The following is a 19,745-nucleotide window of genomic DNA, read 5'->3' as shown; positions in this document are numbered from 1 at the left end:
CTAGCCGCAGACCGGAACGGGTGGGCAGGGGCGGGAGCATCGCAGGACGAGTGCGGCCCGGGAGCCGCCCTGGACTAGCGCGTGAGGGCTGCGCCCCGCCCGAGGGACCTCGCCGGTCGGCACTGAACCCCCGCCTCCGGCTCCGAACCGCACCGACCGGCGTCGGAACACGGCACGGCACCGGCCGCGTTAACATGGGACGAACGCCCACTTGCGGAAAGGACGCCGGGGTTGAGCACCAGGACCACCGAACCCGTGGAGGTTCGCAACACCAAGCAGCGCCGAGCCGTGACCGGTGCGTTGCAGCGGCTCGAGGACTTCATCTCCACGCAGGAGCTGCACCGGCTGCTCAAGGACGAGGGCGAGTCCGTGTCGCTGGCCACCACCTACCGGATCCTGCAGTCCATGGCGGAGCTGGGGCAGGTGGACGTCCTGCGCAACGCGGACGGCGAGGCCATCTACCGGCGCTGCGAGGCCCAGCACCACCACCACCACCTGGTGTGCCGCTCTTGCGGTGCCGCCGTGGAGCTCGAGTCCCCGGACATCGAGACCTGGGCGGACGCCACCGCCCGGCGCTACGGGTACGTGGACGTGGACCACACGGTGGAGATCTCCGGGATCTGCGCGGAGTGCCGCCGCAGGGCCGCCGCCGGGGACGCCACCGAGTCCTCCCGGTGATCCCTTCCGGGCCCCGGGAGGTCCTGCTCGTCCACCGGCCCCACTCCGCCGCAGCCCGGGACGCGTGCCACCGCGCGGCAGGCATCCTGCGGGCCGGCGGGCTGCACCCCGTCCCGATCTCCGCGGACACCGCCCCGGAGCTCACCCACACCCTCGCCGTGCACCTGCGCTCCCGTGCACTGCGCACCGCCGCCGTGGTCGCCGTGGGCGGGGACGGCATGGTCCACCTCGTGCTGCAGGCCCTGCACGCGCTTGCCGAACAGGGTGTGGCGCTGCCGTTCGGACTGGTCCCGGCGGGCTCGGGCAACGACCTCGCTCGGCACGCGGGTCTGCCCACCCGGGACGTGGAGCGCGCGGCGGGGCGAGTGCTGCGCGGTCTCGAGTCCGCGCCACACACCATGGACCTCCTGGCCGTGCGCTGCGCGGACGGCACCGAGCACGTCTGCGCCACGGCCGTCTGCCTGGGTCTGGACGCGCGCATCAACGCGCGCGCCAACCGCTGGTCCCGGATCCGCTCGTCGGCCAAGTACGCGGTGGCCCTTGCCCTGGACGTCGTGAGCCTGCGGGCCCGGCGCTACGACCTCAGCTGGACGGCGCCGGACGGCACGGGCCACGCGACGGCCCGCATGCTGACGTTCCTCACGCTCGCGAACACCTCGTCGGTCGGCGGCGGTTTCACCATCGTCCCCCGGGCGAGCGCCACGGACGGTGCCGCGGACCTCTTCATGGTCTCGGACGTGGGGATCGGGCGGTTCCTGCGCTGCGTGCCACGGCTCTGGCTGCGCACGCACGAGGCGCTGCCCGAGGTGCGCGTGGCGCCCGCCGTCTCGGCCACGGTGGCCCTCGACGACGGCGCCGCGTCGGATCCCGCGCGGGACGCGGCGTACGGCGACGGCGAGCGGCTCGGCCCGCTTCCCGTGTCCCTCACGGTCCTGCCGGCCGCGCTGCGCGTCCTGTTCTGAGCCCGGTTCAGGGGCGGGCGGGCCCGGTGACGGACGCGCGGGACCGACCGTGCGGCGTCGTCGTGGTGCGCCCGTACGACGACGTCCGCTCCCGCACCGCGCGCACGGCTCGGGAGACGAGCCACAGCACGAACGAGATGGTGGTGACGTACGGGCTGATGGGGATGCTCCCGCCCAGGGCGAGCAGGATCCCGCCCACCATGGCGAGCTCCGCGAAGACCACGGACAGCACCACGGTGCGCAGGGGACTCGCGGTGAGGTTCATGGCCGCGGCGGCGGGGGTGATCAGCAGGGCGAGCACGAGCAGCGAGCCCACGATCTGCACGGACAGCGCCACCGAGATGCCGAGCAGCACCATGAACAGGATGGACAGCCCGCGCACGGGCAGCCCCTTGGCCTGCGCCACGAGCGGGTCCGTGCTCGCGAAGGTCAGCGGACGCCACACCCCCACGAGCGTCACCAGGACCACCGCGGAGAGCACCACCATGGAGGTCAGCTGCAGGGACGAGACCGAGACGATCTGCCCCGTGAGCAGCGAGAACTTGTTGGACGAGCGGCCCTCGTAGAGGGACAGGAACAGGATGCCCAGCCCCAGCCCGAACGGCATGAGGACCCCCACGAACGAGTTGCCCTCCCGGGCACGCAGACCCGTGAACCCCATGATCAGGGCGGCGAGCACCGAGCCCACGAGTGACCCGGTGACCACGTCCGCGCCGATCAGCAGCGCCGCGGCGGCCCCCGCGAAGGAGAGCTCCGCGATGCCGTGCACGGCGAAGGCGAGGTCCCGCATCATCACGAACGTTCCCACGAGTCCGCCCACGAGACCCAGCACCGCGCCGGCCCACACGGAGTTGCGCAGGAGCGCGAGCAGCTCGCCGTAGTTGTCGAAGACGAACACGGAGTCCAGGAAGGAGCCCACGTCCAGGGCGGCGGTGATCACGGGATCAGCTCCTCCGGGGAGTCGGTGTGGTGGGTGCTGTCCGGGCGGCCGGCCACGAGGATCCGGCCGTTGCTGCGCAGCACCTCGATGTGCGTGCCGTACAGCTCGGAGAGCACGTCCGAGCGCAGCACCTCGTCCGGGGTGCCGATGCGGAAGGAGCCGTTGGCCAGGTACAGGATCCGGTCCACGTGCCCGATGATGGGGTTCACGTCGTGCGTCACGAACACCACGGCGCACCCGGTGCGCTCGCGCTGCTCGTGCACGAGCTCGCTCACCACGTGCTGGTGGTGCAGGTCCAGGGAGAGCAGGGCCTCGTCGCACAGCATCACGGTGGGGTCCGCCGCGAGCGCCTGGGCGATCCGCAGCCGCTGCTGCTCACCGCCCGAGAGCAGGCCCACGGGGGCGTCCGCGTACTCGCTGGCACCCACGCGTTCGAGCAGCTCGGCCACGCGGCGGTGCACGCGGCGGGGATGCGTCCGGATTCCCCAGCGGTGCCCGTCCACCCCCTGGGCCACGAGGTCCTTCGCGCGCAGCGGCGTGCGCGCCGGGAAGCCCCGCTGCTGCGGGACGTAGCCCACGCGGGAGGCCGCAGCGCGCGGACGCGTGCCGTTCACGCTCACCGTGCCGCTCGTGAGCGGCAGCAGCCCCAGGAGCACCTTGAGGAAGCTCGTCTTGCCCGTGCCGTTGGAGCCGAGCACCGCGAAGTACTCCCCCGGTGCCACCGAGAGGTTCAGGCCGGACCACAGGGTGCGCTCGCCGAACGCGAGGGAGGCCTCCGAGAGCCGGATCACGGGCCGGCCCTGCGGGGCTCGCCCGCCCGGCACGACGCCGCTCGCTGTCTCTGTCTGCATGTCCCTACTTCTTCACGGCCTCGGCCACGTGGTCCACGTTCTCGGCCATCCACTGCTGGTAGTTCTGACCCTCCGGCACGGTCTCGCTGAACTCCACCACGGGGGTGCCGGCCTCCTGGGCCGCGGAGCGCAGCCGGTCCGCCTGGCCCGTGGCGGTCTGCTTGTTGACCGCGAGCAGCCTCACGTGGTCGTCCTTCACCTGGCCCAGCGTCTGGTTGAGCACGGCGGGCGGGGCATCCGTCCCGGCATCGATCGCCTCGGTGAACTCCGCCGGGGTGTCGTCGTGCAGACCGGCGTCCTCCAGGAGGTATCCGGGGACGGGCTCGGTGGCCACGTAGCCGCCGGTGGCACCGAGCCCCTCCACCTTCGCGTCCAGGGAGTCCAGCTCGGTCTTCACCCGCTGGGCGTTGTCCGTGTAGTACTGGGCGTTGTCCCGGTCCACCTCGCCGAGCTGCTGGCCGATCCGCTCCACGACCTTCGCCATACTCTCCACGTCGTACCACACGTGCTCGTTGAAACCAGCGTGGTGATGATGATGGCCCTCCTCCGAGTGCCCGGCGTGCTCGTGCTCCGCGGCATCCTTCTCCTGCTCGGACTGCAGACCCGAGACCGCCACGGCGTCCACCACGTGCTGGCCGTCCCGGGCGAGGTCCGTCATGAACTGGTCGTAGCCGCCCCCGTTGCGCACCAGCAGGTCCGCCTTCTCCACGGTCAGCCGGTCCTGGGGGCTGGCCTCGTAGGAGTGGGGGTCCTGGGCGCCCGAGTCGATCACGGGGGTGGCCTCCACCCTGTCACCGCCCACCTGTGCGGCGAGGTCCGAGTACACGTTCGTGGAGGTCACCACGTGGATCTTGCCCGATCCCCCGCCGTCCCCCGAGCCCTGCGCGCCGCCCGGGGCGGAGCACCCCGTGAGGACGAGGGCCGCGAGCGCCCCCAGCGCCACGGTGCCTCGGGCTGCGGATCGTCTCGTGCGTGGTGCGGTCATGGGCGTGGTCCCCCTCCTCGAACTCCCGGCCACAGCCGTTGAGAATCAGTGTCATGAAGTCGGGCGCGAGCATATCATGAACGATTCTCATCTAGCCGCGTGATGAGAATGTGGAGGGCGACCACCCGCGGGAACGTCACCGCCCGTGCCGGGCGCCCGGGCACGGTCCGCCGGGGCCGCCATGGCCGGACCAGAGTCGCGGGGTCAGCTCCAGGACTCGGAGCGGGGCCTGCCTTCGTCGTAGCCGGAGGCGGACTGGATCCCCACCACGGCGCGCGCCGAGAACTGCTGCAGGGACGTGGCACCCGCGTACGTCATGGAGCTGCGCACCCCCGAGGTGATGTGGTCCACAAGGTCCTCCACACCGGGGCGCTGCGGGTCCAGGTACATGGTGGAGTTGGAGATCCCCTCCTCGAACAGGGCCTTGCGGGCGCGGGAGAAGCGGTCCTCTCCGAGGGTGCGGTGGCGCACCGCCCGTGCCGAGGCCATGCCGAACGACTCCTTGTAGGCCCGTCCGTTCGCGTCCACGTTGATCTCCCCCGGGCCCTCGTGGGTCCCGGCGAACCAGGACCCCACCATCACCTGGCTCGCGCCGGCCGCCAGGGCCAGGGCGACGTCGCGCGGGTGCTTCACCCCGCCGTCCGCCCAGACGTGCGCCCCGAGGTCCGCTGCGGCCTCGGCGCACTCGACGACCGCCGAGAACTGGGGGCGACCGACCGCCGTCATCATCCGCGTGGTGCACATGGCACCGGGTCCCACACCCACCTTGACGATGTCCGCGCCGGCGGAGACGAGGTCCCGGACACCGTCCGCCGTGACCACGTTGCCGGCAACCACAGGGACGTCCGGGTCCAGGGCGCGCACGGCGGCGACGGCCTCCATCGCCTTGAGCTGGTGGCCGTGGGCCGTGTCCACCACGAGGACGTCCACGCCCGCCTCGAGCAGCCGGGCGGCCTTGGCGGAGACGTCCCCGTTGATCCCCACCGCGGCCCCCACACGCAGCCGTCCGGAGGCGTCGAGGGAGGGGGTGTAGATGGTGGAGCGCACGAGCCCCTGGCGCGTGACGATGCCCGCCACCTTCCCGCCCCGCAGGACGGGGGCGGAGCCCACCCGGGCGTCGGAGAGGGTCTCGTACGCGGCGCGCAGGGCGTCGGCTCCGGCGTCCTCGGGGAACTCGCTCTCCTGGAGCCGCGGGCCGTCGTTGCGCGCGAGGTCCCCCAGTTGCGTGAACCGGTCCACGTCCCGACAGTCCGTGTCCAGCACCGTCCCGACGTAGCGCTCGTCCTCGTCCACCACGATCACGGCCCCGTGAGGTCGCTTGTGCATGATCCCCAGGGCGTCGTGCACGGTGTTCGAGCGGTGCAGCACCACCGGGGTCTCCCAGCGCGGGGAGCGGGACTTGACCCACGAGGCGACCTCCGCGATCACGTCCAGCGGGATGTCCTGCGGGAGGATTCCCAGCCCGCCCCGCCTGGCCATGGTCTCGACCATGCGTCGTCCGGTCACCGCGGTCATGTTGGCCGCCACGAGCGGAATGGTGGATCCGGTGCCGTCGGCCGGGGAGAGGTCCGCGTCGAACCGGGAGGTGACACGGGACATCGAGGGCACCAGGAAGACGTCGTTGTAGGTGAGGTCCGTGGTGGGAGTCGTCAGGAAGCGCACGAGGAGCCAGTCTACGGGCTGTGCCCCGGGTCACGGTGCGGGGCCGGCCGCGCCCGGCCCAGCGGCGTCGAGCCCCGCTCGCCCGCGCATGATAGGTGGCACGCTCCGAGCCGCCTCACTAGACTGGCAAGCCGGTACGGCTTTGCATGCGCGAAGACCGGCGACGGCTCCCCCGGCAGTAGGCTCGTGGGAACCACACAGGGGCCGCGAGGACCAGCTCGCCACCCGGGACACCAGTACACACGGAAGAGGCGTATCACTCGTGCCAGACCAGCCGCATCACCTTATCCCCGAAGAATTTGCCGGCAACGAATGGCTCGTGGACGAGCTCTACGAGAAATACCGGGCGGACAAGAGCTCCGTGGACAAGAAGTGGTGGCCCATCTTCGAACAGATGGACGGCGACGACGCCTCCGCCCCCGCCGCCCAGGCCTCCACCGCCGCCGCGGCGACCACCAAGGCACCGGCCGCGGCGGGCACCAAGACCAGCAGCACGCCGGAGCGGGCCGAGTCACCGGCTCCCGCTGCCACCGGCGCCAAGGCGAAAGGACGTCCCGAGGGCGTGGACAGCGAAGCAGACACCGCAGAGGGCTCCGCCGCGAAGCGCCCCATCCGCGCCCAGCCGGAGGACCGCAAGGGGGACGCTCCCGCCAAGGAGAAGCCCGCCGAGGACACCGTGGTGAAGCTGCGCGGACCCGCCAAGGCCGTGGCCGCGAACATGGACGCGTCCCTGACCGTCCCGACCGCCACCACCGTGCGGGCCGTGCCGGCGAAGCTGCTGATCGACAACCGCATGGTGATCAACTCGCACCTGGCGCGCAACCGTGGCGGCAAGGTCTCCTTCACCCACCTGGTGGGCTACGCCGTGATCCGGGCGCTGTCCAACTTCCCGTCCATGAACGTCATCTACGACGATTCGGACGGCAAGCCCGCGGCCATCCACCCGGCGCACGTGAACTTCGGCATCGCGATCGACATCCCGAACAAGGACGGTTCCCGCAACCTGGTGGTGCCCAGCATCAAGGCCGCCGAGACCATGTCCTTCCAGGAGTTCTGGACCTCCTACGAGGACATCGTCAAGCGCGGCCGCAGCGGCGCGCTCACCATGGAGGACTACTCCGGCACCACGGTCTCGCTGACCAACCCGGGCGGGATCGGCACCGTGCACTCCGTGCCGCGGCTGTCCAAGGGCCAGGCGTGCATCATCGGCGTGGGCGCCCTGGACTACCCCGCCGAGTACAAGGGAGCCTCTCCCCGCACCATTGCCCAGAACGCGGTCTCCAAGGTCATCACCCTGACCTCCACCTACGACCACCGCGTGATCCAGGGCGCCGGCTCCGGCGAGTTCCTCAAGCTCGTGGAGCACTACCTGCTGGGCGGGGACGACTTCTACGACCGCATCTTCGAGGCCCTGCGCATCCCTTACGAGCCCGTCCGCTGGGCCGTGGACAACCAGGTCAACCCCGAGATCGAGATCAACAAGGTCGCCCGGATCCAGCAGCTGATCCACTCCTACCGTGTGCGCGGGCACCTCATGGCGGACACCAACCCGCTCGAGTACGTGATGCGCAAGCACCCGGACCTGGACATCCGCACCTACGGCCTCACCCTGTGGGACCTGGAGCGCGAGTGGCCCACCGGCGGCTTCGGCGGGCAGAGCCTGCTGACCCTGCGGGTGATCCTGGGGCGGCTGCGGGACGCCTACTGCCGCACCGTGGGCGTGGAGTACATGCACATCCAGGAGCCCGAGCAGCGCGAGTGGTTCCAGTCCAAGCTCGAGCGTGACTACCAGAAGCCCGCCCGCGAGGAGCAGTTCCACATCCTGGAGCGGCTCAACGCGGCCGAGGCCTTCGAGACATTCCTGCAGACCAAGTACGTGGGTCAGAAGCGCTTCTCCCTGGAAGGCGGCGAGTCCCTGATCCCGCTGCTGGACGCGATCATCTCCGACGCCGCGGACGCGGGCCTTGCGGGGGTGGGCATCGCCATGGCCCACCGCGGGCGCCTGAACGTGCTCACGAACATCGCGGGCAAGTCCTACGCGCAGGTGTTCCGCGAGTTCGAGGGCAGCCAGGACCCGCGCGCCTCCGAGGGCTCCGGCGACGTCAAGTACCACCTGGGCACCGAGGGCGTGTTCACGTCCGACAACGGCAACGAGACCCAGGTGTACCTGGCCGCGAACCCCTCCCACCTGGAGGCCGCGGACCCCGTGATCGAGGGCATCGCCCGCGCCAAGACCGACGTGCTGGGCGCCGGGCCCGAGGGCAACGGCGAGTTCCCCGTGCTGCCCATCCAGGTCCACGGCGACGCCGCCATGGCCGGCCAGGGCATCGTCTACGAGGTCATGCAGATGTCCGGTCTCGAGGGCTACACCGTGGGCGGCACCATCCACGTGGTGGTCAACAACCAGGTGGGCTTCACCACCGCGCCCTCCGCGGGGCGCACCTCCACCTACTCCACGGACGTGGCCCGCACCGTGCAGGCGCCGATCTTCCACGTCAACGCGGACGATCCCGAGGCCGTGGCCCGCGTGGCGCAGCTCGCCTTCGAGTACCGCCAGCGGTTCCACCACGACGTCGTGATCGACCTCGTGTGCTACCGCCGCCGCGGGCACAACGAGGGCGACGACCCCTCGATGACCCAGCCGCTGATGTACTCGCTGATCGACGGAAAGCGCTCCACCCGCAAGGTCTACACCGAGAACCTCGTGGGCCGCGGGGACATCACGCAGGAGGAGGCGGACCGCGCGCTCAAGGACTACCAGGAGCGCCTGGAGCGGGTGTTCGCGGAGACCCACGAGGCCCAGAACTCCACGGTCCCGCTGGTCACCGGCGACGCCGCCGCGATCGCCAACATCGAGCGTCCCTCCGCCCAGCAGGCGGACTCCGGGGTGTCCGTTCCCAAGTCCACGGCGATCTCCCCCGAGGCCGCCCAGCGCATCGGCGACGCCTACGTGGAGATGCCCGAGGGCTTCACCATGCACCGCAAGCTCAAGAAGCTCGCGGAGAAGCGCCGGGACATGACCCGCGAGGGCGGCATCGACTGGGGCATGGGCGAGCTCATGGCCTTCGGCTCCCTGCTCATGGACGGCGTGCCCGTGCGGATGTCCGGGCAGGACGTCCGCCGCGGCACCTTCACGCAGCGCCAGGCCGTGTTCTTCGACGCCGAGAACGGTGCGGAGTGGACCCCGCTGAACAACCTCTCCGCGGACCAGGCCCGGTTCTCCATCTACAACTCCCTGCTCTCCGAGTACGGGGTGCTGGGCTTCGAGTACGGCTACTCCGTGGAGCGCCCCGAGGCGCTCACCGTGTGGGAGGCGCAGTTCGGCGACTTCATCAACGGTGCGCAGACCATCGTGGACGAGTTCATCTCCTCGGCGGAGCAGAAGTGGGGTCAGCGCTCCAACATGGTGCTGCTGCTCCCCCACGGCTTCGAGGGTCAGGGCCCGGACCACTCCTCGGCGCGCATCGAGCGCTTCCTCGCGCTGTGCGCGGAGAAGAACATGATCGTGGCCCAGCCCTCCACCCCGGCCAACCACTTCCACCTGCTGCGCCGCCAGGCCTACTCCCGGCCGCGCCGCCCGCTGGTCGTGGCCACACCCAAGCAGCTGCTGCGCCTGAAGGCCGCGGCCTCCCCGGTGGAGGAGTTCACGCAGGGCAACTTCCGCACCGTCATCCCGGACGTCGCGAACCTTGACGACTCCAAGGTCACGGACGTGATCCTGGTCTCCGGGCGCCTGTACTACGACCTCGAGACCCAGCGGAAGAAGTCCGACGACCACTCCACGGCGATCGTCCGGGTGGAGCAGCTCTACCCGCTGCCCGCGGAGGAGATCAAGGAGCAGCTCGCGCGCTACCCCCAGGCCCGGATCATCTGGGCGCAGGACGAGCCCGCGAACCAGGGGGCGTGGCCGTTCATGGCCGTGAACCTGGTGCCGCAGCTGGACCGCCAGGTGACCCTGGCCTCCCGCCCCGCCTCCGCGTCCCCGGCGAACGGCTCCTCCAAGCGCCACTCCGCCGAGCTGGAGACCCTCGTGCAGCAGGCGTTCGACCGCGGGGAGTGACCCGTCACCGGTGCTCCCTGCCGTCCCCCCACGGCCGGGAGCACCCGCCGGCCGCAGCGGCCGGATCTTGACCCGCCCGGGGGCCGTCTCAGGACGGCCCCCGGGGCACATGAGCAGAGCGAAGGATGTTGAAGAGTGGACCAGCGCAGGATCCGCATTGTGGCCGTGGGCGACGAACTGCTGGCCGGGGTGGACGACCCCCGTGCCCTCGGCTGGTTCGGCCGTGTCATGGCCCGCACACCCCGGGACGTGGTCCCCGTGGACGCCTACAACCTCGCGGCACCCGGTGAGGGCAGCGAAACCCTCAACGAGCGCTGGCTCGACGAGGCCGTGCGCCGCTTCGACCCCGCGTGCGACAACCGGCTCGTGATCGCCCCCTCCGCGCTGGACATCGACCTGGGCATCACGTCCGCCCGGTCCCGGCTGAACATGGCCAACATCGTGGACCAGGCCACCCAGAACAACGTCAAGGTGCTGGTGGTGGGCCCTCCCCCCACTCTGGACCCGCAGCGCAACCGGAAGATCGCGGACCTCTCCGCGGCCTACGGTGACGTCACCACACGGCGCAACCACGTGTACGTGGACACCTTCAACCCGCTGCAGCACCACGAGCAGTGGCGCAAGGACCTGGCAGCCAACCACGGCAACCCCGGCCAGGCCGGCTACGGGCTCATGGCCTGGCTCGTGCTGCACCGCGGCTGGTACGACTGGCTTCAGCTGCCCGAGCCCCGCTGATCCCCTCCCCGGCCCCGCACGGCAGAGGTCCCCGCGCAGTGGCCGAGGGCATGGATCGACACCGCCAGGGGCGGCCGCCGGGCCGTCCACGGTGGTCCGGGAGGGGCGCAGAGTGTGAGATACTGGCGGACGATGTCCCAGCCAATCACTGCAGGAGGTACATCATGAGCAAGCGTGGACGTAAGCGCAAGGATCGTCGCAAGAACTCGGCCAACCGCGGCAAGCGGCCCAACTCCTGACGTTCTGCACGAACCACGGAACGCCCGCAACCAGTCTGGTTGCGGGCGTTCTGCTTGTCCGGGGCCGTGCCGGCGGCACGGGGTCAGGCGGCGGGGTGCTCCCCGCACTGCGCGTCGATGCGCGCCAGGATCGAGCGTTTGAGGTCCTCCGGGGCGCTCTCGCAGCAGGAGCGCTTCATGACGGAGCGGATCACGCACTCCAGGTTGTACTCGCGCTCGCACTCGGTGCACCCGGTGAGGTGCGCGTGGATCTCCTCGAGGTCCTCGGTGGTCAGGGCACCGTCCAGGTACTCGTAGATCCGCTGGATACGTTCATCGGTGCAGCCGTTGCTGCACGGTTTCTCCGTCATGGTGTCAGCCTCGATCCTTCGCCGGTGCGCCCTTGGCCCTCTTCTGGGCCTTGGACGTGTCAAATCCTCGTTCCTGGGCGTAGTCGCCCAGTTTCTCGCGCAGAAGTTTGCGGCCGCGGTGCAACCGGGACATCACGGTGCCGATGGGCGTGTCCATGATCTCGGAGATCTCCTTGTACGCGAATCCCTCCACGTCCGAGAAGTACACCGCCAGCCGGAACTCCTCCGGCAGCTCCTGCAGGGCCCGCTTCACGTCCGAGTCCGGGAGGTGGTCCAGGGCCTCGACCTCCGCGGAGCGCAGCCCGGTGGAGGTGTGGGATTCCGCCCGGTGCAGCTGCCAGTCCTCCACGGTGTCCGTGTTGGCCTGGCGCGGTTCGCGCTGCCGCTTGCGGTACAGGTTGATGTACGTGTTCGTGAGGATCCGGTACAGCCACGCCTTAAGGTTGGTCCCCGGCTTGTACTGGTGGAACGCGGAGAACGCCTTGGTGTAGGCCTCCTGCACCAGGTCCTCGGCGTCGGAGGGGTTGCGCGCCATGCGCAGGGCCGCGGCGTAGAGCTGGTCCACGTACTGCATGGCGTCGCGCTCGAAGCGCTCGCGCCGCTGCTGCGTGGACTCCTCGCCGGCGGGCACCTCTTCCGGGTGCTCCACGGTCCGGGAATCGTGAGTTCGCTGATCGTTCATCACGTCCCAGTCTAGGGCGGGTGCCGTCATGCCGAGCCGTCGCCACCTTCCACCGGGTCGTCGCCGTGCCACCGCGCACGTGCGGTGCTTCTGTCCACCCGGGTAACACGCACCGCTCGCGGGACTATTCCCGCCTCCGCGCGTCACCACCGGCCGATAGGATGGAGAGCATGCCTTCCCGGAGATGCCGGGAGTGTAAGGAGGAGCACCATGAGCATTGTTCGTCGTCTCGCCCGCCCGCTGCTCGCCACCGGCTTCATCGCCGGCGGTGTGGACGCGTTCCGCAACTCGTCCGCGACCGCCCGGCAGCTGGACCCCGTGCTGAAGGCCGTGGAGAGCGCCGCCCCCCAGCTGCGCCCGCTGACCGCCAACCGCGCCGTCGTGGCCCAGGGCCTCGCGGCCGCCCAGGTGGGTGCCGCCTCCCTGCTGGCCGTGAGCAAGCTGCCCCGCCTCTCGTCCACCGTGCTGCTGGGCACCACCGCGCTCAACGGCTACACCCAGTACCGTTCCACGGACGCCTCCACCGCTGAGGGCAAGGCCGCCCGCCGTTCGAGCCTGCTCAAGAACGTGTCCCTGCTGGGCGGCGTCATGATCGCCGCGGTGGACACCTCCGGCAACCCGTCCCTCGCGTGGCGCGCGAGCCACCTCGCGGACGACGTCCGCAAGAACGCGGTGAAGGTCGGCAAGGACACCAGGAAGAAGCTGGGCGAGGCCGAGAAGGCCGTGCAGAACGCCGTCTCCTTCTAGGTCCCGGTGCCCCACGTGACGCGCAGCGGCTTGTCGCACCCGCAGGACCCGGCCCCGTGGCCGGCCCCGTTCCCCCACGGCTCGCCCGTGAGCGGGACGGTGGCCGTTCCCGGCTCCAAGTCCCTGACCAACCGGTACCTGGTGCTCGCGGCACTGGCCGCGGAGCCGTCGGTGGTGCGCAAGCCGCTGCACTCGCGTGACAGCGCCCTGATGATCTCCGCCCTGGGCGAGCTCGGCGCCACCGTCACCCCGCTGCCCGACCCCGGCCCCTTCGGCCCGGACCTGCGCGTTGAGCCCCTGCCCCCCCACCCCGTCCTGACCTCCCGGGCCCGCATCGACTGCGGGCTGGCCGGGACCGTCATGCGCTTCGTCCCCCCGCTCGCCGCGCTGTGCTCGGGCACCGCGGACTTCGACGGCGACGCCGCCGCGCGGGTCCGCCCCATGGGCCCCGTCCTCGAGGGGCTGCGCCAGCTCGGCGTCCAGGTCGTGGACGAGGGCCGGGGCACCCTGCCCCTGAGCGTCGTCGGCGGCGGCTCCGTGGCCGGGGGAACCGTCACCATCGACGCGAGCGGCTCCTCGCAGTTCGTCTCGGCGCTGCTGCTGTCCGCGGTGCGCTTCGAGGCACCGCTGGTGCTGCGCCACGACGACACCGCGGGCGGCGTCCCGTCCCTGCCGCACGTGGAGATGACGCTCGCCGTGCTGCGGGACGCAGGGATTGCCGCGGAACGGACGGGCGACCACGAGTGGCGGGTGCAGCCCGGCGCCGTGCCCGGCCTGGACGTGACCGTGGAACCCGACCTCTCGAACGCCGGGCCCTTCCTCGCCGCCGCCGTCGTGACGGGTGGCACCGTGAGCGTTCCCGACTGGCCCGCGCACACCACCCAGGGCGGTGACCACTGGCGTCACATCCTGCCGCGGTTCGGAGCCCGGGTGGACGTGCGGGACGGCGTGTTCACCGTGACCGGCCCGGAACGGCTGCGCGGGGTGGACCTTGACCTCTCCGAGGCCGGCGAGCTCGCCCCCACGGTGGCCGCCCTGTGCGCCCTGGCCTCCGGGCCCTCCCGGCTGCGCGGCATCGCCCACCTGCGCGGTCACGAGACGGATCGCCTCGCCGCGCTGAGTGCCGAGCTCAACGGGCTGGGCGGCAGCGTGCGGGAGACCGCGGACGGTCTGGAGATCCAGCCCGCGCCCCTGCACGCCGGGCAGTTCCACACCTACCACGACCACCGCATGGCCACGGCCGGGGCGATCCTCGGGTTGCGGGTGCCCGGGATCCTGGTGGAGAACATCGGCACCACCGCCAAGACGCTGCCGGAGTTCCCGCAGCTCTGGGCGGACCTCGTGGCCGGGGACCACTGAGGTCATGGCCGGCAGAACCTGGGACGAGTCGGACGTCCGCGTGCGCGCCAACAAGCGCGGCTCCCGCCCCCGCACCAAGCAGCGCCCCGCACACGAGGACGCGGTGGTCGCCCGTGTGGTGGCCGTGGACCGGGGGCGGTACACGTGCGTGGCGGACGAGGACAGAGCGGACTCGCGCACCGTGCTGTGCGTCCGGGCGAAGGAGCTGCGCCGGCAGCCCATCGTTCCAGGTGATCTCGTGGGGGTCGTGGGGGACGTCACCGGAGCCCCGGACACCCTCGCCCGGATCGTGCGCATCGAACCCCGCACCACCGTGCTGCGGCGCAGTGCGGACGACACCGACCCCGTGGAGCGGGTGATCGTGGCCAACGCGGACCGGCTGGTGCTGGTGCTGGCCACAGCCTCTCCCACCCCCCGCACGGGCTTCGTGGACCGTGGGCTCGTGGCCGCCTGGGACGCGGACATCACCCCGGTGGTCTGCATGACCAAGGCGGACCTCGCGGATCCCACCGAGTTCCTGTCCCACCTCCACGACCTCGACGTGCTGACCATCAGCACCCAGCGGGCCACCGAGCGCGGTGAGCGCCCGGAGGCCGGGCGGCACGAGGAGTCCCTGGCCATCTCCGAGGAGTCCCTGGCGGAGCTCAGGGAGCTGCTGGACGGGCACATCAGCGTGTTCCTCGGGCCCTCGGGCGTGGGCAAGTCCACCCTGGTCAACGCCCTGACCGGTTCCGAGCGCGCCACCGGGGGTGTCAACGACGTCACGGGGCGCGGCCGCCACACCTCGTCCTCCGCGCTGGCACTCACCGTGCCCGGAACCCGCCCCGGCACCTGGGTGGTGGACACCCCGGGGATCCGCTCTCTCGGGCTGGCGCATGTGAGCGAGGAGAACCTGCTGGACTCCTTCACGGACCTGGTGCCCGCCACCGCGCACTGCCCCCGGGGGTGCCTGCACACGGCGGACTCCCCCGGCTGCGCGCTGGACGCCTGGGTCCGCCGCCCGGAGGCCTCCCCGGCCGCCCCCGAACGGCTCGAGTCCCTGCGGCGTCTGCTGGCGGCGTTGCGCGGGGTGATGCAGGGCGGGGACAGCGAAAAGCGGCTCGGACAGGCGATAACGTAGACGCATGCGCGCACCCAGCAACCACACGGACGACCTCCGCCTGGCCCACATCCTCGCGGACTCCGTGGACGGCCTGACCATGAAGCGGTTCAAGTCCCAGGACCTCACCGTGGACACCAAACCGGACCTCACCCCCGTCACGGACGCGGACCGCGAGGCCGAGCAGGTGATCCGGGGGCAGCTGGGGCGGGTGCGCAACCGTGATGCCGTGATCGGCGAGGAGTTCGGCACCACCGGCTCCGGCGGTCGGCAGTGGGTGGTCGACCCGATCGACGGCACCAAGAACTACGTGCGCGGTGTGCCCGTGTGGGCCACTCTGATCGGACTGGTCGAGGACGGCGAGGTGGTGGTGGGCGTGGTCTCCGCCCCCGCGCTCAACCGCCGGTGGTGGGCCGCGTCCGGCTCCGGGGCGTTCACGGGCCGCTCGCTCTCCCAGGCGCAGCGGCTCTCGGTGTCCTCCGTGGCCACCCTCGCGGACGCCTCCCTCTCCTACTCCTCCCTGGGCGGATGGAACGAGCTGGGCATCCGGGACCGCTTCCTGGACCTCACGGACCGGATGTGGCGAACCCGCGCGTACGGCGACTTCTGGTCCTACTGTCTGGTGGCCGAGGGCGCGGTGGACCTCGCGTGCGAGCCCGAGCTCAATCTGTACGACATGGCCGCCCTGGTCCCCATCGTCACCGAGGCCGGCGGCCGGTTCACCTCCCTCGCGGGCCAGGACGGGCCGTTCGGCGGCAACGCCCTGGCCAGCAACGGGCAGCTGCACGACGCCGCCCTCGACGTCCTCGGAACCCGCGAGGGCTGAGGCGCCCCGCCTGGACACGCGAAGAGCCCGTCACCACTGGAACGGTGGAAACGGGCTCTTCCCACGAGCGCGCACAGCTCTCCCGACAGGCGGGACGCGGTGCGGGGATCTCAGGTGTTGGGGGTGTCCACGCCCAGCTTGTCGTTGAGGCACTGCTGGTACTGCGTCTGGTCACCCTGCTCCACGTACTGCGCGCAGTCACCCGCCAGGCCGACGGCCCAGAACATCACGGCGGCCATGAAAGCCCCTCCGATCAGGGCCAGGGCGGAGAGCACGATGCCCACGATGGCGAGGGCCGGGGACTCCCGCCTGGTCTTGCGGAGCTTCACGAGCCCGATGATGCCGAGCACCAGGCCCACCAGGCCCAGCAGGCCACCCAGACCCGCGAACCAGAACGTCAGGATCCCCACGATGCCCAGCACGAGCGACGCGATGGCCAGACCCTTGCCGGGAACGGGGCCCTGGTCGTAGCCGGGGTAGCCCTGGCCGTTGTAGCCCTGGGCCGGGTACCCCTGGTTCCCGTAGCCCTGGGCGCCGTAGCCCGGGTTCCCGTAGGCCTGCTGGGAGTCGTCGTTCTGGTAGTGCGTGGGGTAGCCGGTGCCGGACTGGTTCTCCTGGCCGTACTGCACACCGTAGCCCTGGTTCCCCTGGCTGTAGGTGCCGTACCCCTGGGCACCGTGGTCCTGGGTGCCGTAGTTCTGGGTGCCGTACCCATGGTTCCCGTAGCCCTGGCCGGATCTGTCATAGCCGTCGGCGGACTGCTGCCCGTGTCCCGGGCTGGACTGGTCCGGCCACGTGGCCTGACCGTACTGCGGCTGCTCACGGGTGGTGTCCGAGGTGCCGTCCTGGGCACGCTGACCGTACTGCGGCTGCTCGCGGTCCGAGGCCGAGGACGAGCCCGACGGCTCGTGGGGGCGTTCGCTCATGAGGATGAGTGCCTTTCGCTCGTAGTGCTGGTTCTCCGCGTTCAGTCTCCCACAGACCCGGATGTGTCCCACGGGTTTCGTGACCGCGCGCCGAGGAGTATCCGCCCCGTCCCGGAGGCGCACCGGAAAGAGACTGGAGGGAGACGACCCGGAGACGGTGACCCGGCATCCAGGATGTGAAAAACGCCCCGGACCGAGCGGTCCGAGGCGTTTCACGGATGTCCGAGGACATCCCGGGGTGGAGATGGGGGGAATTGAACCCCCGTCCGATGCAGCATTGTCAGGGCTTCTCCGGGCGCAGTGTGCTGGCAGGTTTCTCAGTCCCGGCCATCTCGCACACGAGTGGCCGCCGGACTCAGTCACGTAGAAGTCCCCTGGACGTCCGTGACGTACGTCCAGAGCAGTGACCTTCTAGCTGATGTCAGATTCCAGGTCGAAGGTGTACCTGGGCTGACAGACTGCTCGGGCTACTTACGCAGCGAGAGCGAAGTCAGTGCGCTTGGATTTGGCACTTGTGTTCTTGCAGAGAGCGTTGACGAGATGACTCTGCATCCTCGGCCCGCTTCCCCTGTCTCAACTCACATCGTCGAAACCGATCATCCCCGTATTCATTTTTCAATGAGCATCCACTCAGCGAAACGTTCTCTAACTGCATCGTGGACAACCAAGCGTACGTCCGCTCGCGCCCGCGCGTCAACAGCCCCGCCGGACAGCCCGTACCATCCGGGCCGGTCGCCGTCGCACCGGGGCCTTGTCCTCTCCCACCCCGTGCCCTACGGTGGGGGCCATGTCCCGATGAGTCCTTCCGAATGCCCGCGCCCGAGGCCGCTGCCCGGCGGGGACCGTGACCATCAGAGGACTCCCATGAACTCTTCCCACCACATCTCCCCCGTGCCCGGAGGCGGGACCCGCCCCGCCCGCAGCGCTGCTCCCACCGGAGCGCATCTTGCGGTGGACGGGGTGTCCGCCTCGTTCGGAACCCACCGCGTCCTCACGGACGTGTCCTTCACGGTCACCGCCGGGCGACCCACCGGTCTGATCGGTGAGAACGGCTCCGGCAAGAGCACCCTGCTGCGCATCCTCGCGGGTCTGTGGGCACCAGACGCCGGCACCGTGCGCGCCGTCGTCCCCGGCGGGGGTGACGCCCGCGTGGGTCTGCTGCACCAGGAGCCGCCGTTCGCGCCACAGGACACCGTGGCCCAGGCCGTGGAGGCTGCGGTGCGGCCCGCCCGTGAGGCAGCTCGCGCCGTCGACGACGCCGCCCGCGCCCTGTCCGCCGCACCGCAGGACGAACGGGCGAGCACGCGCTACGCCGACGCCCTCGAGGCCGCGGAGCGCAGCGGGGCGTGGGACGTGGACACCGCCATGGCCACCACGCTGGAGGCGCTCGGGCTGGGCGGCATCCCCCGGGACCGCCGCACCGCGCAGCTCTCCGGTGGGCAGCGGGCCCGGCTGTCCCTCGCGTGGACCCTGCTGTCCGCGCCGGACGTGCTGCTGCTGGACGAGCCCACCAACCACCTGGACGACACCGCGATCGACTACGTCTCCGCCACGCTGCGCGCGTGGCACGGCCCGGTGCTGCTCGCGAGCCACGACCGCGCGTTCCTGGACGCCACCGTCGGCTCGCTCGTGGACCTGGACCCGGCACCGCGCCCGCACACGGAGACCGCGGACCTCGTGGGCGACGGCACCGGAACCGGAATCGGCGTGACGCGGTTCAGCGGCACCTACTCGCAGTACGTGCTGTCCCGCCTGGACGCCCGCGAGCGCTGGGAGCGCACCTACCGGGACGAGCAGGAGCAGCTGAAGAGGCTGCGAGCCGCCGTGAAGGACTAGCAGAGCGTGGGCCATGCGGACCGGGGACCACGCACGGAGGCCCGGGCCGCCAAGAAGTTCTACGCGGACCGCAACGCCACCGCGGTCTCGCGCCGCGTCAACGACGCCCGCGCCCGACTCGCCACGCTCGAGGAGGAGCAGGTGCGCAAGCCCCCGCAGGAGCTGTTCTTCCGGGGCCTCACCGCCGCGGACGACGCCGCCGCGCGCCACCTGCACGCCTCCGGTCCCGTGCTCACGGCATCCCGGGCCGCGGCGGCGCACCGCCTGGCCCCGGTGTCCCTGAGCGTGGGCGCCGGGGAGAAGTGGCTGCTCACCGGCCCCAACGGTGCGGGGAAGTCCACCCTGCTGCGGCTGCTCGCCGGTGAACTGGAGCCCACGGGTGGCTCCGTGCACCGTGCCCCGGGTGTGCGCGTGGGCATGCTCGGCCAGGACGACACCCTCGCGGGGGCGGACCCGGGCCGGGGCGCCGCGCGGGTCTACGCGGACCTCGTTGGAGCGGACCGCGCGGAGGCCGTGCCCCTGGGGACGTTCGGACTGCTCGCGGGGCGGGATGAGAACCGCAGGGTGGGCGAGCTGAGCGTGGGACAGCGGCGTCGGCTGGCCCTGGCGGTCCTGCTCGCGGACCCGCCGCACGTGCTGCTGCTGGACGAGCCCACCAACCACGTCTCCCTGGTGCTCGCCACCCAGCTCGAGGCGGCCGTGCCCGAGTACCCGGGGACCGTCGTCGTCGCGTCCCACGACCGCTGGCTGCGCCGGAGCTGGAACGGCCGGCACCTCCACCTGGAGGCACCGGCCGGGTGAGGGGTGC

18 protein-coding genes and 1 other RNA gene are annotated in these 19,745 nt (G+C 71.2%); 11 read left to right on the top strand and 8 right to left on the bottom strand.

The features are described 5' to 3' along the window. Positions 1 to 231: 231 nt before the first annotated feature. Together EAE32_RS05670 and EAE32_RS05665 are read left to right on the top strand one after the other, a co-directional pair. Positions 232 to 678 (top strand): Fur family transcriptional regulator, encoded by a 447-nt coding sequence (locus EAE32_RS05670; RefSeq protein ID WP_121846682.1) that lies wholly within the window; start codon positions 232 to 234, stop codon positions 676 to 678. Further along, the gene (locus EAE32_RS05665) at positions 675 to 1,640 is read left to right on the top strand and encodes a diacylglycerol/lipid kinase family protein (protein WP_243635596.1); all 966 of its coding nucleotides are present in this window, start codon (positions 675 to 677) and stop codon (positions 1,638 to 1,640) included. Before EAE32_RS05670 ends, EAE32_RS05665 begins: the two co-directional genes overlap by 4 nt. Positions 1,641 to 1,647: 7 nt before the next feature. Here EAE32_RS05665 and EAE32_RS05660 read toward each other — a convergent pair whose 3' ends face one another. The 4 genes from EAE32_RS05660 to EAE32_RS05645 form a co-directional block, all read right to left on the bottom strand. Continuing rightward, on the bottom strand, positions 1,648 to 2,580 hold the full coding sequence (locus EAE32_RS05660; RefSeq protein WP_121846681.1) for a metal ABC transporter permease: 933 nt from the start codon (positions 2,578 to 2,580) through the stop codon (positions 1,648 to 1,650). After that, positions 2,577 to 3,431, bottom strand: a complete 855-nt coding sequence (locus tag EAE32_RS05655) for a metal ABC transporter ATP-binding protein (protein ID WP_121864423.1) — start codon at positions 3,429 to 3,431, stop codon at positions 2,577 to 2,579. Before EAE32_RS05655 ends, EAE32_RS05660 begins: the two co-directional genes overlap by 4 nt. Positions 3,432 to 3,435: 4 nt before the next feature. Continuing rightward, a complete protein-coding gene (locus EAE32_RS05650) occupies positions 3,436 to 4,416 on the bottom strand; it encodes a metal ABC transporter solute-binding protein, Zn/Mn family (RefSeq protein ID WP_121864422.1) in 981 nt (326 codons plus the stop codon). 204 nt (positions 4,417 to 4,620) lie between these two features. Next, on the bottom strand, positions 4,621 to 6,078 hold the full coding sequence (locus EAE32_RS05645; RefSeq protein ID WP_121864421.1) for a GuaB1 family IMP dehydrogenase-related protein: 1,458 nt from the start codon (positions 6,076 to 6,078) through the stop codon (positions 4,621 to 4,623). Between the two features lie 262 nt (positions 6,079 to 6,340). On the opposite strand from EAE32_RS05645, the gene EAE32_RS05640 reads away from it, so the two are divergent. The 3 genes from EAE32_RS05640 to EAE32_RS12170 all read left to right on the top strand — a co-directional run bounded on the left by EAE32_RS05640 (position 6,341) and on the right by EAE32_RS12170 (position 11,112). Next, positions 6,341 to 10,138: a multifunctional oxoglutarate decarboxylase/oxoglutarate dehydrogenase thiamine pyrophosphate-binding subunit/dihydrolipoyllysine-residue succinyltransferase subunit gene (locus EAE32_RS05640; RefSeq protein ID WP_121864420.1), complete on the top strand. Its 3,798-nt coding sequence runs from the start codon at positions 6,341 to 6,343 to the stop codon at positions 10,136 to 10,138. A gap of 135 nt (positions 10,139 to 10,273) precedes the next feature. Beyond that, positions 10,274 to 10,873, top strand: coding sequence for a GDSL-type esterase/lipase family protein (locus EAE32_RS05635; RefSeq protein WP_121864419.1), 600 nt, complete (start codon positions 10,274 to 10,276; stop codon positions 10,871 to 10,873). Positions 10,874 to 11,037: 164 nt separating this feature from the next. Continuing rightward, positions 11,038 to 11,112: a 50S ribosomal protein bL37 gene (locus EAE32_RS12170; RefSeq protein WP_098054049.1), complete on the top strand. Its 75-nt coding sequence runs from the start codon at positions 11,038 to 11,040 to the stop codon at positions 11,110 to 11,112. Positions 11,113 to 11,195: 83 nt separating this feature from the next. On the opposite strand, the gene rsrA is transcribed toward EAE32_RS12170, so the two are convergent. Together rsrA and EAE32_RS05620 are read right to left on the bottom strand one after the other, a co-directional pair. Then, a complete protein-coding gene (gene rsrA, locus EAE32_RS05625; protein ID WP_121846861.1) occupies positions 11,196 to 11,462 on the bottom strand; it encodes a mycothiol system anti-sigma-R factor in 267 nt (88 codons plus the stop codon). 4 nt (positions 11,463 to 11,466) lie between these two features. Continuing rightward, positions 11,467 to 12,144 carry a sigma-70 family RNA polymerase sigma factor gene (locus EAE32_RS05620; protein ID WP_121846863.1) on the bottom strand — a complete coding sequence of 226 codons (678 nt, stop codon included), beginning with the start codon at positions 12,142 to 12,144 and terminating at the stop codon, positions 11,467 to 11,469. Positions 12,145 to 12,354: 210 nt separating this feature from the next. Here EAE32_RS05620 and EAE32_RS05615 point away from each other — a divergent pair, with 210 nt between their 5' ends. Genes EAE32_RS05615 through hisN form a run of 4 tightly spaced genes read left to right on the top strand, consistent with a single transcriptional unit; the run spans position 12,355 to position 16,175 of the window. After that, a complete protein-coding gene (locus tag EAE32_RS05615; protein ID WP_121846860.1) occupies positions 12,355 to 12,891 on the top strand; it encodes a DoxX family protein in 537 nt (178 codons plus the stop codon). 15 nt (positions 12,892 to 12,906) lie between these two features. Further along, entirely contained in the window at positions 12,907 to 14,250 is a 1,344-nt protein-coding gene (gene aroA / locus EAE32_RS05610; protein WP_121864807.1) for a 3-phosphoshikimate 1-carboxyvinyltransferase, read from the top strand. A gap of 4 nt (positions 14,251 to 14,254) precedes the next feature. Next, positions 14,255 to 15,370 carry a ribosome small subunit-dependent GTPase A gene (gene rsgA / locus EAE32_RS05605; protein ID WP_121864418.1) on the top strand — a complete coding sequence of 372 codons (1,116 nt, stop codon included), beginning with the start codon at positions 14,255 to 14,257 and terminating at the stop codon, positions 15,368 to 15,370. A 4-nt stretch (positions 15,371 to 15,374) separates the two neighbouring features. After that, positions 15,375 to 16,175, top strand: coding sequence for a histidinol-phosphatase (gene hisN / locus EAE32_RS05600; protein WP_121864417.1), 801 nt, complete (start codon positions 15,375 to 15,377; stop codon positions 16,173 to 16,175). Between the two features lie 110 nt (positions 16,176 to 16,285). Here the strand turns inward: hisN and EAE32_RS05595 are convergent, their stop codons facing one another. Then, positions 16,286 to 17,101 carry a DUF4190 domain-containing protein gene (locus EAE32_RS05595; RefSeq protein ID WP_124035161.1) on the bottom strand — a complete coding sequence of 272 codons (816 nt, stop codon included), beginning with the start codon at positions 17,099 to 17,101 and terminating at the stop codon, positions 16,286 to 16,288. Between the two features lie 236 nt (positions 17,102 to 17,337). Next, positions 17,338 to 17,705: a transfer-messenger RNA gene (ssrA, locus tag EAE32_RS05590) on the bottom strand. Between the two features lie 260 nt (positions 17,706 to 17,965). On the opposite strand from ssrA, the gene EAE32_RS12145 reads away from it, so the two are divergent. Together EAE32_RS12145 and EAE32_RS12140 are read left to right on the top strand one after the other, a co-directional pair. Then, the gene (locus tag EAE32_RS12145; RefSeq protein WP_341537795.1) at positions 17,966 to 18,937 is read left to right on the top strand and encodes an ATP-binding cassette domain-containing protein; all 972 of its coding nucleotides are present in this window, start codon (positions 17,966 to 17,968) and stop codon (positions 18,935 to 18,937) included. A 6-nt stretch (positions 18,938 to 18,943) separates the two neighbouring features. Further along, a complete protein-coding gene (locus tag EAE32_RS12140; RefSeq protein ID WP_341537794.1) occupies positions 18,944 to 19,738 on the top strand; it encodes an ATP-binding cassette domain-containing protein in 795 nt (264 codons plus the stop codon). Positions 19,739 to 19,745 lie beyond the last annotated feature (7 nt).

This window comes from Kocuria tytonicola (assembly GCF_003687175.1).
Taxonomy (GTDB): domain Bacteria; phylum Actinomycetota; class Actinomycetes; order Actinomycetales; family Micrococcaceae; genus Kocuria; species Kocuria tytonicola.
The sequence above is the reverse complement of the archived record's forward strand: the minus strand, read 5'-3'. Positions and strand labels throughout refer to the sequence as shown.

What these genes read in the sequence shown, in the direction of transcription:
- rsgA (WP_121864418.1), top strand. Translation starts at nt 14,255, where the DNA reads ATGGCCGGCAGAACCTGGGACGAGTCGGACGTCCGCGTGCGCGCCAAC.
- EAE32_RS05650 (WP_121864422.1), bottom strand. Translation starts at nt 4,416, where the DNA reads ATGACCGCACCACGCACGAGACGATCCGCAGCCCGAGGCACCGTGGCG.
- EAE32_RS05595 (WP_124035161.1), bottom strand. Translation starts at nt 17,101, where the DNA reads ATGAGCGAACGCCCCCACGAGCCGTCGGGCTCGTCCTCGGCCTCGGAC.
- hisN (WP_121864417.1), top strand. Translation starts at nt 15,375, where the DNA reads ATGCGCGCACCCAGCAACCACACGGACGACCTCCGCCTGGCCCACATC.
- rsrA (WP_121846861.1), bottom strand. Translation starts at nt 11,462, where the DNA reads ATGACGGAGAAACCGTGCAGCAACGGCTGCACCGATGAACGTATCCAG.
- EAE32_RS05615 (WP_121846860.1), top strand. Translation starts at nt 12,355, where the DNA reads ATGAGCATTGTTCGTCGTCTCGCCCGCCCGCTGCTCGCCACCGGCTTC.
- EAE32_RS05620 (WP_121846863.1), bottom strand. Translation starts at nt 12,144, where the DNA reads ATGAACGATCAGCGAACTCACGATTCCCGGACCGTGGAGCACCCGGAA.
- EAE32_RS05655 (WP_121864423.1), bottom strand. Translation starts at nt 3,431, where the DNA reads ATGCAGACAGAGACAGCGAGCGGCGTCGTGCCGGGCGGGCGAGCCCCG.
- EAE32_RS12145 (WP_341537795.1), top strand. Translation starts at nt 17,966, where the DNA reads ATGAACTCTTCCCACCACATCTCCCCCGTGCCCGGAGGCGGGACCCGC.